Here is a 14,119-nt window from a genome sequence, read left to right as displayed (position 1 = left end):
ATACGTAAGGGATATGTTCTCTATGATGATGAGCCAGATTTACTCGTCTTGAGGTAAAGGAGGCAATTAAATTGGATTGTTCCATCCCAGATACGATTTTGCAGCGAAAAGGTGCAACGAAAGAAGCAAATATTCCAGTTGAAGTCCAGCAGCTATTACATTCAGGAATAATAGAAAGCGTGAATTTAACAGAGTGGCTTGCTGTAGATCATATGACTTTGCTGGAGCATGTATTGCCGGAAGTTGGCTTAGAGAAGAAGCTTCCCGATCTGCTTCTAGAAATAAAGGAAACGGATAGTATACGCGGCATGAAGGCGATACGGCTTATAGGGCAGCAACTCTATGAATTTTGCAGCACAGAGGATGCGCCCGTTACAGATTCCAAGCCGTTTATGGCGATCGCCGAACATCGCTCAGATTCCGTTCGATGCTGGGGGGCTTACATGGCAGGCGGTGATGACTCCATGTCTATCGATGAAGCATTGTCACGTATTCATCGATTTGCGGCCGACTCTCATTTCGGCGTTAGGGAGATTGCATGGATGGCTGTGCGCGCTCATATCGAGTCGAATTTGTCGGGGGCCATATCCATCTTATCCACTTGGACATCTGATACGGATGCCAATGTACGGAGATTCGCTACGGAAGCGACGCGCCCACGAGGCGTGTGGACGAAGCATATTGAGGCATTGAAGCAGAGCCCTTGGCAGGCGCTTCCGCTGCTAGAGCCTCTCAGATCTGATCCGGCGAAGTATGTGCAGGATTCGGTTGGCAACTGGCTGAATGATGCGAGCAAGACGAATCCGGACTGGGTAAGGGAGCTGTGCGAGCGCTGGACGAATGAGTCTGACTCAAAGGCAACAGCGCGAATTGTAAGCAAGGCTCAGCGAACCTTGCAGAAGCAGGTATAGCAGACCGGAACAGCAGCAGCTTGGTCGACTTTACCGATGTCATATCGTATCCGCTGGCAGCTTCTCCAGCGGATATTTTATTTTGATCCGCTTCCCCATTCTTTCGCGACTATTTCGAATCTCTAGGTACTCGCTCGATTCGCATTTCCGTTTTCGATTCAGTTTACCCCTTATCAATCTATCTCCGAAGCTTCCTCTGAATTTTTCTTTGTTCGGTCTGTACAGTTTTTCTTGTATCCCTCCCTCTTTTTGCGTTGCTCTTTGTTTTATTTAGAGCTTTTCGTCTTCCATCGTTCTAGCATCAAGAACTCTCTCTTTATGTTTTCCCCTCAGTCGGCGTTTTTAATATGAGCCTATCAGTTATAAATAAACTAATTCCATGAGTCCAGAAGGACTCAATGACCGTAATGTTGCTTTGTCATACCGCTTATAGGCAGGGGTTGAACCTCTACTCGCGTCACCTTTTATGCTAGTACTTGAGAAATTCAAGTAGAAAGGTGACAATCGATGAACAAACCAACACGCAAAGAAATTGCAATCGTCCAATTCATGCTGGCCATCTCATTAATTCTTGGCGTCCTGCCACCTCTTGTAATGTTCCTCGTGACAAGAAGGACAGAATCGTATTATCGTGATGCTAGCCGCACAGCATTGAATTTTCATCTAACCATTTTGCCGTGCTTTATTGTGAGCTATGCACTGCCGCCATGGTTCAAGTACATAGTCTTACTTGTTGAAACGGTGATCATTTTATATGCGATGATAAGGATTGCGCTTAAGAAAGCCTATCGTTATCCAGCCATACCTTACCTGAAAAAGTAGACAGAATCGAGGATACCCCATGACAACCGATATGCTGACGATCGGGCAGTTGTCTGCCCGCACAGGAATGACCATTCGAACGCTTAGATACTATGACAAGCTTGGGCTGCTAACACCAAGTGATTACAAAGAAGGCGGACACAGGCTGTACAATGCAGATGATCTCAGCCGCTTGCAGCAAATCCAAGCATTGAAGTTCATCGGTTTTTCCTTGAAAGATATCGCTGATTTATTAGACAAGCCACAGGTAGAACAAGCGCATATTCGCAGCGTGATTGCGTTCAAGAAAAAGGAGCTTATAGCGGAGCAGGAGCGGATTCAGCTCATGATAGATCAATTGGATCATATGGGGACGATCATTTCGAATCATCCTATCATTGATTTGCGGTTGTTCTGCTTTATCGTGCATTCGATTCTGTGGGAAGAAGAGCACATAGAGTCGCACAACCTAGAGGGCAATCCGATTTATAATTTTCGCAATGAAGAACGTGCAGAACTGGATCGAAAGTATTTTGCATTGCTCACGGAATTGAAACAGCTGATTGCAAGCCAGGTAAGTCCAGATTCGGGGGAAGCACAGAGTTTCATGCAGCGATTTATGGAGCTGTACGAATATACCGTTGCGAAAATAAGCCCTGCATCGGTGGCGCAGGCAGATGCACCAACGGATCAATCAAACATCCTCATTCCATTTACAGAGGAAGAACAGGAATTTCTAATAGAGGCGTTCCAAGTGATGTCTGGTAACCAAGAGAGGTAATAGATACATTAGGCTTGGCGGCGAACTGGATCTTTGCAACAAACGCTTTCAGAGGGCGCAAGTATATTTCCATTCCTATGGAGCCCCGGGATTGTCGCTCATCGGGCCTATCGTTAAATGGGGCTGCTCTCAATGAGATTCTATCTCTGGAGCAGCCTCTTGTTGTGCGTGTGGATGAGCGATATGAACCCTATAACGGTTCGGCGCTATAGCAGCAGCTTGGCTGCAATCGGATAATGATCCGATGCAAGTGAAGAATGAATAACCGTTCTATCTCCGATATTTCCCGATTGATGATTGACGAATATGTAATCGAGCGTCTCGACAGCATTGCCTGCAGGGAAGGTGAAGGCATCATGCTCATCTGCGAAAGCGCTGCAGAATGCTGGAGACATGCTAGCAACTTCAACAGAGTCTGGATGTGCATTGAAATCTCCCGTAATGATGCACGGTTCCATTGTATGGCTCGCGACGATGTTGATTATCTCCTTCACTTGTTCGACCCGTTCCGATTGTGCTAATCCCAAATGTGTAGTGTAGAAATGTAGATTTATTCCGTCTACATCAAGAACAGCTGCAAGCAGACCGCGCTGTTCGCTCTCATCGCTGCTGAGCGGGTAATGCTGATGTGAAAGGATCTGTTCAGCGAGCACCGCGATGGTATCCTCGTAATTACTTCGAGCCGAATAATAACGGTCGACCTCTTGCAAACCGATGATGTCTGCTCCAGACGCACGAATCACTTCCACGATGCGGTTCGCATCATACATGTGATCCATTCCTTCACCATGTCGTATGTTGTACGACATGACCGACAACGCAATCTGCGATGTGGACATGATCTCACCCCTTAATTACGCCAATCATGACGACTCTTTGACAAATTACTTTTGCAAAAACGAATATAACAGCACAGGTAGGCGGCAGCAATCGTTATCGCTAGATTAATAACAGCTTCTATAATCATATAAGAAACTCCCTTGGCAGTGTTATGATTTGTCCCTTATTGGCCATAGCTTTTTCGTGGGACAATCTTCTGTGATTAACTGGACTTATATAGCCTGGTGTTCCATAAATTTATGTAAGCTGGCAATAAATAATTGACAATATATTTTGAATTGATATACTAAGTATAGTGTTGCAATTGATAATCATTATCGATCCTGTTTTTATATTGTCGCTGTGCACCATAGTGAAATAGAGATAATCATAATTTAAGTCACGCATAAAAACATACATAGATAATAATTTCATCAATTCAATAATCCGTTTGACTATTAAGATTATATAAGGGGAGAGTATGGGAAATGGGAAAATTTAAAGTAACTGTTTTTTTAGCAATTTTTGTTGTAATGTTGGCAGCTTGCTCAACTTCAAGTAATGGAAATGGAAAAACGGAAACAACTGGGCAAGAAAACCAAGCTGCTAAAGCTTCAACGGTTGAAATTACTGATGCTCATGGAAAAGTTACTGTTCCTGTAAACCCTAAAAATGTAATTGCTTTGGATAGCAGAACTTTTGAAACTTTGGCTGATTGGAACATTAAATTAGCAGCTGCTCCAAAGGATGTAATGCCTAAGGAATCACCGTATGTAAAAGATGAAGCAGTTCAAAACATTGGGAATCACCGTGAACCAAATCTTGAAATTATCGCAGCTGCAAACCCTGAACTTGTCATTGTCGGTCAAAGATTTGCTAACCATTATGAATCGATTAAAAAATTAGTGCCGAATGCAGTCGTTATTGATCTGAATTTTGATGTTTCTGAGAAAGCTGATAAGCCTGGGGAAAACTTAGTAAAAGGACTTAAGGATTCCACAATTATTTTAGGACAAATTTTTGATAAAAATGAAGAAGCTAAACAATTGGTAGCTGATTTTGATAAATCTATCGAAGACGCTAAGTCTGCCTATAACGGAACGGCTACAGTTATGGGTGTTGAAGTTTCTGGTGGGAATATTGGCTTCTCAGCTCCACGTTTTGGACGTGTTTGGGGACCTATGTTTGAAATGTTTGGATGGAAACCAGCTTTAGAAATTGCAAATGCTACATCAGGTCATAAAGGTGATGAGATTTCTGTTGAAGCTATTGCAAAAAGTAATCCGGATTGGATTTTCGTACTAGATCGTGATGCTGCAATATCTTCTGAAAGTGAAGCTGTTCCCGCAAAAGATGTGATTAATAATTCACCTGCTCTTCAAAAAGTAACTGCTGTTTCTAAAGGACAGATTATATTCGCACCAAATGACACTTATACAAATGAATCAATCCAAACTTTCATTGAGATCTTTAAAAACATGGCAAGTACTTTAGCTAAGTAGTCTAAAGGAGCATAACATCGTGCTGAAAAAGACAATACAAAAAATTTCTGGGGTTGAGAATAATTCTCAACCCCGGCTTTATAACCATAACAAGTTATGGACAAAACCCTTTATATTTGCGATTATCGTTGTTATTATTTTAGGAATTATATCTCTATTTACCGGAGTTTATGATATACGCGGACAAGAGGATGGAATGGAGATGTTTTTCATTACTCGTGTTCCAAGAACAGCTGCATTAATGCTTACTGGGGCTGCCATGGCCATGGCAGGACTTGTTATGCAACTTATTACACAGAATCGTTTAGTTGAGCCTACCACAACAGGAACTATTGAATGGGCGGGTTTAGGACTTCTTGTTGTTTATTTATTATTTCCTGCACCAACGTTAGTTCTAAGAATGACGGGTGCAATTGTTTTTTCTTTTATAGGAACTATGATTTTCTTTTTATTTTTAAGAAGAGTGAAACTTCGTTCGTCTTTAATTGTCCCAATTATTGGGTTGATGCTTGGAGCTGTCATTTCTGCAGTTTCCACTTTTATTGGACTCCTTTTTCAAAGTACGCAAAATATTGAATCTTGGTTTGTAGGTTCTTTTGCGGCAGTCCAAATTGGAAGATATGAATATTTATGGATCATTGTTGTCGTTACGTTTCTTATTTTTATGTATGCGAATAGACTGACTTTAGCTGGACTAGGGGAAGATGTTGCAACAAGTCTTGGAGTCAATTACAATAGAGTCGTTCTTTTGGGTACGGGTCTTATTTCTTTAGCAGTTGGAATTGTTGCAGCTGTTATCGGAAACTTACCTTTTTTAGGATTAATTGTCCCCAATATTGTTTCCATGTTTAGGGGAGACGATCTTAGAAGTAATTTGCCTTGGGTATGTGTGATAGGAATGGGTACAATAACGGTTTGTGACATCATTTCTCGAACAATTATCATGCCTTTTGAAGTACCTGTATCTTTAATACTCGGAATAATGGGTGCAGTCGTATTTATTGCTATTTTGTTGAGACAAAGAAAACCAAGGAGGCTAAGATGAACGCATTGGAATATAGAAATAACGACAATGTCGTTATCGATTCTAGCCTTCATAACAAAAATAGATCAGCTAGAGCTTTTCGTTCTAAGCAAGAAGAAAAACGTTATTGGATATTGCTCATAACATTACTTGTTTTGGGCCTCCTTTCTTCATATGGACTTTTAGTTTATAACAATCCAGTTCCGATAGATTCGCCTTCTTTTATTCCAGTTGCTAAAAGAAGGATGGTAGCTCTTGTTGCCATGATTATTGCTGCCATTTGTCAGAGTTTATCCACTGTTGCTTTTCAATCGATTACGAATAATAGAATTATTACCCCTTCACTTTTAGGCTTTGAATCACTATACTCAACCATTCATACGAGCACCATATTTTTCTTTGGTGTTGGTGCATTGGTGAATTTTACTGGTATTGTACCTTTTATCATTCAAGTTATTGTTATGGTCATGATGAGTTTGATCCTTTATGGGTGGTTGCTGTCTGGAAAGTACGGAAACTTGCAGCTTATGCTTTTGGTTGGAATTATTATCGGCACTGGGCTAAGATCTGTGTCTTCTTTTATGAGAAGACTTCTTTCGCCTTCTGAGTTTGATATTTTACAGGCAAGATTGTTTGGGTCTGTTAATCATGCAGACGCTGCCTATTTTCCTATTGTAATTCCTATAGTAATCATTGTAGCATTGTTAATTCTTGCTCATTCTAAGAATCTAAATGTATTGTCACTTGGAAAGGATGTCTCTACTTCTTTTGGAGTAAAGCATCAATCGAGTATCATTTATACGCTTATATTAGTTTCTATTTTGATGTCAATTTCAACGGCTTTGATTGGACCACTTACTTTCTATGGATTTTTAGTTGCAACTTTGACTTATCAAGCAGCGCCAACCTATGATCATAGATATGTTTTTCCAATGTCTCTTGCTATAGGGTTTTTGATAATAACCGGTGCATACTTCTTAATGTATCATGTATTCAATGCCCAAGGCGTCGTTTCCGTTATTATTGAATTATTTGGTGGAATCATATTCTTAATTGCAGTTTTAAGGAAGAGGGCTCTATGATAAAGATTGATAATGTTAGAAAATTGTATTCGGACAAGGTGAAAATAGGTCCTTTGAATATTGAAATACCAAAAGCGGGTCTCACTTCATTAATTGGACCAAATGGTGCTGGAAAGTCTACGACACTTTTGATGATTGGAAGACTTTTGGATTTGGATGAAGGCCAAATTAAGGTAGCGAATATGGATGTTACTGAATCTAAATCAAAAGACTTAGCAAAGATTTTAACGATTTTGCGTCAAGAAAATCATTTTGTAACGAGGCTTACGATTAGACAACTAGTTGGATTTGGACGTTTTCCTTATTCCAAGGGAAGATTAACGAAAGAAGATGAGGCTATTATTTCTAAATATATCGATTTTTTAGGATTGACTGATCTAGAAAATAGATATTTAGATGAGCTTTCTGGTGGTCAAAGGCAAAGGGCATATGTAGCAATGGTTCTGTGCCAAGAGACTGAATATGTACTTTTGGACGAGCCGCTGAACAATCTTGATGTTGCTCGTTCTGTTCAAATGATGGAGCATTTGAGGCTTGCTGCTAATGAATTTGGAAGAACAATTCTGACTGTTATGCATGATATTAATTTTGCAGCCAAATATTCTGATCGAATTTGTGCAATGAAAGATGGACAAATTGCCGCTTTTGGAACAGTAGAAGAGGTTATGGATCCAGAGGTTTTGACAGATATTTTTGAAACGAAAATAGAAATTATTGATGGTCCCTATGGGCCAATTGCGGTTTATTAGTTAGACGGGATTGTCAAGCAATGTGCGACAGCTCATTCATGAAAGCTTCGTTATCAGGTATCCAACCTAGACATTTACAAGGGCGATTGCCGTTCTCATTGAAGCCTTGGTCTTCTAATTTACTACGTTAAAATATGCTAAGATGGGTGTAGCTCATGTTTGTTCTTCTGTATGAATGGGTGTATGGTGACTCCCATTTTACACGAATCTGACATGAGCCTTTTTAGCTGTTGCACTCCATAGTACAATCCGCCATCTAAAAAAATGGATCGGAACACAGTGTGCTGATTTACACTCTCTAGGTCTATGCTTGAAAAGCTGGGCCGGGTCAAAACGAAATACGACCTGTTGGAGCCGTAACAAAAGTTAAGCCACACTTAAGGGATGATTCCTGTATCGTACAGGGGTCATCCTTTTTTAACGCTTTTGGTTCTTGCGCAAGTCGCTAGTCCCTTGATTCCGTCCTTCTCGTAGGCTATCTTCCAACAATCTGCGTACTGATCCACTCGCTTTATGGGTACCAGTTTATATTGATGCAGGTGAGCCGGTACCTCTTTGCGCCGATTGTGGGAATTTGGCAAGATTTTAATTGATGATGATAGGAAGAGCGATTTATAATGATAAATGGGTAAATGTGGGTTTGTGATGAATTGGAGGGGAGATTTACATGCATTTGGAGCAAATTGATATGTTCGATTTAGCTTTTAACAATGCATCGATCGGGATGGCGATCGTCTCGCTGGAAGGACGATTTATGAAAGCAAATCAAGCCTTATGCGATATGATCGGCTATACAGAAAGTGAATTGCTCTCTCTGGACTATCAGCATATTACCCATCCAGACGATCTGGAAGAGAGTATCCTACATATTCAGCAGCTGCTGGACAGACAGATTTCGTCTTTTCATATTGAGAAACGTTACATAGGCAAGTTAGGAGAAGTGATATGGATGCTGCTTACCGTATCGCTTGTCCTGGATAAGAGCGGCAAGCCGCTTTTCTTTTTTTCTCAATTTCATAATATTACGGTATGCAAACAGACAGAGCGAGTGCATCTGCAGACGGAAGCGATCCTGAGGGAGAAGGAGGATTCCTTCCAATCGTTATTGGAAATGCTGCCCCTCGCTGTCATCGTGACGCATAATGGAATTATACATTATATGAACCGTGCCTCGATTAATTTAATTGGTGCGGATGAAGCAGCCGGCATTCTTGGCAAGCCAGTGCTTGATATTGTTGAGCCTACGAATCACAACCTTGTGTATGAGCGAAGACGCAAGTATCGGGAGGGTATTAAGCTCGGGCCAGTAAAATATGATATCCGATGTGCAAACGGAGAGATGAAGCGGGTTGAAGGTTTCTCGCTGCCCACGACATTTCATGGGGAGAAGGCGACTATAGGGGTCTATCAAGATATAACCGATCGGAGCAAGGAAGAGGAGCGAATGCTGCAGTCCGAGAAGTTGTCCATCGTGGGGCAGCTTGCTGCCGGCATTGCGCATGAAATTCGGAATCCACTGACGTCGATTAACGGCTTCCTGAAGCTGATGCGTACGATGAAGACAGATAAGGAGCAGTATTTCGATATCGTGGAATCCGAGCTGAAGAGCATCGAAGTAATTGCCAATGAGCTGCTCATTCTCGCGAAGCCAAATGTGGTCAATAGTCGAAGGACAGATCTGATCCATCTCATGGAACAAATCATCGCCTTTATGAGTGTGCAATCCACTTTGAAGAACAGCAATATTGTAACCGATTTATCGGAAGAGGCGCTTTGGGTGGATTGTGAACCGAATCAGATCAAGCAGGTGTTCATTAATTTGATCAAAAACGCAATCGAAGCGATGTCAGGGGGAGGCAGCATTTATGTACGAGCCAAGCTGGAGGGCGACTATGCGGCTATATCCATACAGGATGAAGGCTGTGGGATTCCAGCAGATAAAGTGAGCAGACTGGGTCAGCCTTTCTATACGACGAAGGATACAGGGACAGGGCTAGGACTGATGGTGAGCTACAATATTATTGATAAGCATGGCGGCTCCATTGAGGTGGATAGTGTGATTGGTGTAGGAACCACATTCATCATTCGATTACCGCTTGTCCAAGTCAAGGATGGGGAAGACGCTGTGTAACAGCTCAGCTTATCTGACTATTTCGTTCCATTCGTATATCGTGGTGAACCCCTTCCATGAAGAATTTTGGATTGATTCCAGTGAGTTGGTTGTTGAAAATAATGGGATAAGATGAATGGGGAGGGGAACAGTTCAATGGGCTATAAGCAAGCATTGGAACGTTACATCGAAGCGACAAATACGCATCAATTCACAAATGTGCAAGCATGTTTGGATGATGGTGCCGTGTACTGGTTCTCGGATCGTACCTGCTCAACGATGGCTGAGATTAGGGCGTATTTCGAACATGCGTGGGACGTGATTCAGGATGAAGTCTATTGTGCGACAGATGTGGAGTGGATCGCCGTGGACGGACAGACGGCTGTCTGTTTGTACACGTATCAGTGGAGCGGCCTTTATCAAGGGAAGCAGGCAGCAGGGAGCGGAAGAGCGACCAATGTGTTCAAGCAAACCAGTGGCGAATGGAAGCTTGTGCATGAACATTTGAGTGCACTGAAATAAGAATGTCTTTTACGTAAAAAAGGTGTCATCCGCTGAATGGTATTCAGCAGGATGACACCTCTGTTATTGTTATGCGTCCAAGTTCGCCAATTCATAAATGGCGCGGGCATAAATCGCAGTTGCTTTCAACAAATCCTCGATCTCGATGTATTCGTCTACGCGGTGAGCCATCTCTTCTCTTCCTGGGAATAAGGCGCCGAATGCGACTCCATATTCCATGAATGCAGCGTATGTACCGCCGCCTGTTGTCAGCAAGGTAGGCTCAAGCTGTGTTTCCTCCGCATAAATCTTCTGCAGCACCTTGATCATTGGATGCTCTGCATCGACATGATGCGGCTCCTTCAAGTCAGGCTCCTCTACGAGGAAGCCGAATGCATCCATCTTCGCTGCCAATGTATCCAGAATCGTCGGTAGATCCTGTGTGACTGGGAAGCGAATGTTCAGATGGAAGAATGGCTGCTTGTCCGCTCCGAATTCGAAAATACCTGCATTGACGGTTAATGGCCCTGTAATGTCATCCTCATACGCAATGCCCAGCTTGCTGCCCAAGTGATCGTCCGTCAAATAAGCATCGACGCAGCGAATGTAGCGGTCAGCATCGGCTTGGAAGGAGTACGAACGCAAAAATCCGAACAGCTTCAGTGCAGCATTGATGCCTTGATGAGGCTCCATGCCATGGGCGGATTTCCCTTTGAGGCTGAGCGTCATTTGATTGCCATTCACTTCGGAAGAACCTTTCAATTGCTGCTCTGTGTAATAGCTCTCGAACTTGGCTGCCAATTCTGCAAGCGCAGCAGACTCGCCAGAGATCGTTGCTGTTGCAGATTCCGGCACCATGTTCTCAACACCGCCGCCATGGAAGGATACGAGCTCTAGCTGCCCCTCTTGACGCCCGGAAGCAGAATCGTCTGGCTTCAGCAGGAAGCGGGTATTGATTTGACCCTTCTCCGCATGTGTAATGGGGAAGTCGGCATCTGGAGCGAAGCCGTATAGCGGCATTTTCTCACGCTTCGTATAGGTCTTCATGCATTCCATCCCGCTCTCTTCATCTGCACCGAAGATAACGCGCACATTGTGCTTCAATGGCAAGCCGAGTTCTTTCACAATCTTCAAGCCGTAATAAGCTGCAAGTGTAGGCCCTTTATCATCAATGGCGCCACGCGCGAACAGCTTGCCCTCACGAATGTCAGGGGAGAATGGCGGGGTTGTCCAATGTCCGGTTGCAGGGACGACGTCAACATGGCATAGTGCTGCGACATATTCGCCACTCGTCGATTCGCCATATTCGGCGTAGCCTACATATCCGTCCAGGTTCGTTACACGGTATCCGTCGCGACGGGACATGTCCAGCACATAATCAAGCGCGCGAGCTACATTTTGCCCCATAGGCTTGCCAGGTTCGCTCGTGCTGGCATCCTTCACACTTTCGATGCTGAGCAATCCCTTCAGATCCTGCAGCAGATCGTCCTTGCGCTTCAATACTTCTTCCATCCAGTTCATCAAGCCGCACTCCTTTTGTATTGAAAATTGAACATGTGTTAATAGTGGTCGTGTATATGCGACGCTCATCCATGAACATATGATTGCCGCCTTGGCATAATTATAACAGGTGAAGTCCAGTAACAACATACAGGGAGCTGGCGAATCGCAGAGATTGTAGGGTGCAGTATCCCCCAGAATATGTTCACGGGTGTTCATATAGGTGCTGAGGGCTCTGTGGTGGATGGGCGAATATCGAAGTCCAGCCGTCCTTCCAGACTATCGTTCAGCTCAACCAGTAGCGCTGCTGTTTGTACAGATATCACGCAAGATCCGCTCGATTTATCTCTCACTTTAAGGGATAGAGGTAGAGGCGGCGAACCGTTATATGAAATGGATCGATCACATGTCGACTATTGTGCGTCAAGTGAAGCAGTGGGATAAGAACAGTGTTCAATCGGTGCGAGGGGTAAAGCGGCCTATTTTCGATGCCTACCTATCGTTTGTCCAAACCCTTCTATCTATGGGTGCATTTTATAAGTAGTATAATCTTCATTTTGCACCAGCAACCTATGTCTATAGGAGGGAACAGCGTGTTAGCTAATGCTACGATTCTAGTAACAGGCGGAACCGGTTCATTGGGCTACGCCCTCGTTGAACAATTATTGCTGCATCGTCCTGCTCGCATCATCGTATATTCGCGCAATGAGACGAGCCAGTTCATTATGAGCCGCAAGTTTGAGGATGCAAGACTGGCGTTCTGGATTGGCGATGTGCGCGATCAAGACTCCCTCCATCAGGCATGCCAAGGGGTCGATTATATCTTCCATCTCGCTGCGCTCACACATGTATCCTTTTGTGAGGAGCACCCGCAAGAAGCGTTGAAGACGAATGTGGTTGGCACACAATATGTGATTGAGGCCGCTATTGCGAATCAGGTTAAGGCGGTTATATTTGCATCGACGGATCAAGCCGTGGAGCCTACGAGCTGCTATGGAATGACGAAGGCGATGGGTGAGAATGTAATAATAAACGCCAACATCGTGAGCGAATCCACGAGATTTATCGCTGTTCGCAGCAGCAATGTTCTAGGAACACACGGGAGTGTACCTCATGTACTGCTGGATCAGATCAAGAATAAGAAGCTTGTTAGTATGATGGATCGGGGGAAGACCTGTTTCTTCACGCCGATGGAGCAGGCCGTCGCCTTATTGCTGAAGGCGCTGCAATCTGGAATTGGCGGCGAGCTGTACACGACGAAGATGCCGTCATGCGCTCTAGTGCATATGGCTGAGGTATTTATAGAAATGTGTGGCGGGGGAGATGTACGGCTTATTTTTACAGGTTCAGCGTCGAGTGGCAAAGGGAAGATTCATGATATTCTCATCTCGGAAAGTGAGAGCCGACATACCGTGAAGGCGGATGATTCTTATTTGATCGTTCTTCCTCTATTAGGTTTGCCGAGACTGCATGAGCATTATGCGTCGTATCCTTCTATGGCTGTGGGGGAATACACATCTGCAGAGGGGGCAATGACGAAGGAAGAGATACGTGAATTGCTGTTCGATAGCGGCTTGTTGTATGAGGTGCACGTATCCAAGCAAGCTCAAGGCTCGCGGGACTAATCAAGCGACATGGAAGGTTTATTATGTATAGCACGAGAACGCCCCTGAAGCATGTGGCTTCAAGGGCGTTATAAGTTTCTAGGATTGCAATGGCGGATTTTTATGGCACTTCCGGCATACCGGATAGTACGTATCGTTACCGCCGATTACGATTTGCTCTCCCGTATAGAGAGGACGGTTATTGGCGTCAACGCGCAGATTCATCGTTGCTTTGCGTTCACAGAACCAGCATATCGTTTTCATTTCCTCTATTTTATCCGCATACAGCAGCATATAACGGCTGCCCTCAAATAGCTCATTTCGGAAGTCATTCTTCAATCCGAAGCCCATAACAGGAATATCGAGTTCATCGACGATGCGGGTAAGCTGCATAATTTGAGCATGATCCAAAAATTGGACTTCGTCAATCAGCACGCAGGAAATGGGTCCTTCATGATGCTGTACGATCTCAAATAAATCAGTGTCTTCATGGATCGAAATTGCCTTGCGGCGCAGACCAATGCGAGAAGATATATATCCGCTCTCGTCCCGATCATCTACAGCAGGGGTGAAGATCAATACGGATTTCTCCTGCTCTTCATAATTATGGGCGACCTTCAATATTTCAATGGATTTCCCACTATTCATTGCGCCGTATCGAAAATATAACTGAGCCAACTTCGCCACTCCGTTCCATTCTTTGTTGATGAGATTATAGAATAGCATAGGAAGCGT

The 14,119-nt window shown here is 43.7% G+C and carries 13 protein-coding genes; 10 read left to right on the top strand and 3 right to left on the bottom strand.

What is annotated here, in order from left to right:
• Positions 1-71 precede the first annotated feature (71 nt).
• From BLS15_RS03195 to BLS15_RS03185, 3 genes are all read left to right on the top strand, one after another.
• Entirely contained in the window at positions 72-911 is an 840-nt protein-coding gene (locus BLS15_RS03195) for a DNA alkylation repair protein (protein WP_021254786.1), read from the top strand.
• A gap of 507 nt (positions 912-1,418) precedes the next feature.
• On the top strand, positions 1,419-1,733 hold the full coding sequence (locus tag BLS15_RS03190; protein WP_028532138.1) for a DUF4870 domain-containing protein: 315 nt from the start codon (positions 1,419-1,421) through the stop codon (positions 1,731-1,733).
• 19 nt (positions 1,734-1,752) lie between these two features.
• Positions 1,753-2,493 carry a MerR family transcriptional regulator gene (locus BLS15_RS03185; protein ID WP_028532137.1) on the top strand — a complete coding sequence of 247 codons (741 nt, stop codon included), beginning with the start codon at positions 1,753-1,755 and terminating at the stop codon, positions 2,491-2,493.
• A 206-nt stretch (positions 2,494-2,699) separates the two neighbouring features.
• Here the strand turns inward: BLS15_RS03185 and BLS15_RS03180 are convergent, their stop codons facing one another.
• The gene (locus BLS15_RS03180; RefSeq protein ID WP_028532136.1) at positions 2,700-3,332 is read right to left on the bottom strand and encodes an endonuclease/exonuclease/phosphatase family protein; all 633 of its coding nucleotides are present in this window, start codon (positions 3,330-3,332) and stop codon (positions 2,700-2,702) included.
• 468 nt (positions 3,333-3,800) lie between these two features.
• On the opposite strand from BLS15_RS03180, the gene BLS15_RS03175 reads away from it, so the two are divergent.
• From BLS15_RS03175 to BLS15_RS03150, 6 genes are all read left to right on the top strand, one after another.
• Positions 3,801-4,814: a siderophore ABC transporter substrate-binding protein gene (locus BLS15_RS03175; RefSeq protein ID WP_028532135.1), complete on the top strand. Its 1,014-nt coding sequence runs from the start codon at positions 3,801-3,803 to the stop codon at positions 4,812-4,814.
• A gap of 19 nt (positions 4,815-4,833) precedes the next feature.
• The gene (locus BLS15_RS03170) at positions 4,834-5,859 is read left to right on the top strand and encodes an ABC transporter permease (protein WP_139170629.1); all 1,026 of its coding nucleotides are present in this window, start codon (positions 4,834-4,836) and stop codon (positions 5,857-5,859) included.
• Positions 5,856-6,920, top strand: coding sequence for an iron chelate uptake ABC transporter family permease subunit (locus tag BLS15_RS03165; RefSeq protein WP_021254780.1), 1,065 nt, complete (start codon positions 5,856-5,858; stop codon positions 6,918-6,920). Before BLS15_RS03170 ends, BLS15_RS03165 begins: the two co-directional genes overlap by 4 nt.
• Positions 6,917-7,669, top strand: a complete 753-nt coding sequence (locus BLS15_RS03160) for an iron ABC transporter ATP-binding protein (RefSeq protein WP_021254779.1) — start codon at positions 6,917-6,919, stop codon at positions 7,667-7,669. Before BLS15_RS03165 ends, BLS15_RS03160 begins: the two co-directional genes overlap by 4 nt.
• Before the next feature lie 667 nt (positions 7,670-8,336).
• Positions 8,337-9,800, top strand: coding sequence for a PAS domain S-box protein (locus BLS15_RS03155; protein WP_028532133.1), 1,464 nt, complete (start codon positions 8,337-8,339; stop codon positions 9,798-9,800).
• A 135-nt stretch (positions 9,801-9,935) separates the two neighbouring features.
• Entirely contained in the window at positions 9,936-10,301 is a 366-nt protein-coding gene (locus BLS15_RS03150) for a YybH family protein (RefSeq protein WP_021254776.1), read from the top strand.
• A gap of 69 nt (positions 10,302-10,370) precedes the next feature.
• Here the strand turns inward: BLS15_RS03150 and pepV are convergent, their stop codons facing one another.
• Positions 10,371-11,801, bottom strand: coding sequence for a dipeptidase PepV (gene pepV, locus BLS15_RS03145; protein ID WP_021254775.1), 1,431 nt, complete (start codon positions 11,799-11,801; stop codon positions 10,371-10,373).
• A gap of 572 nt (positions 11,802-12,373) precedes the next feature.
• Here pepV and BLS15_RS03140 point away from each other — a divergent pair.
• On the top strand, positions 12,374-13,405 hold the full coding sequence (locus BLS15_RS03140) for a polysaccharide biosynthesis protein (protein ID WP_021254774.1): 1,032 nt from the start codon (positions 12,374-12,376) through the stop codon (positions 13,403-13,405).
• Positions 13,406-13,483: 78 nt separating this feature from the next.
• Here BLS15_RS03140 and BLS15_RS03135 read toward each other — a convergent pair whose 3' ends face one another.
• Complete coding sequence (locus BLS15_RS03135) at positions 13,484-14,062, bottom strand: thymidine kinase (RefSeq protein ID WP_021254773.1); 579 nt, start codon at positions 14,060-14,062, stop codon at positions 13,484-13,486.
• Positions 14,063-14,119 lie beyond the last annotated feature (57 nt).

Source organism: Paenibacillus sp. cl6col, from assembly GCF_900102125.1.
Taxonomy (GTDB): domain Bacteria; phylum Bacillota; class Bacilli; order Paenibacillales; family Paenibacillaceae; genus Paenibacillus_B; species Paenibacillus_B suaedae.
The sequence above is the reverse complement of the archived record's forward strand: the minus strand, read 5'-3'. Positions and strand labels throughout refer to the sequence as shown.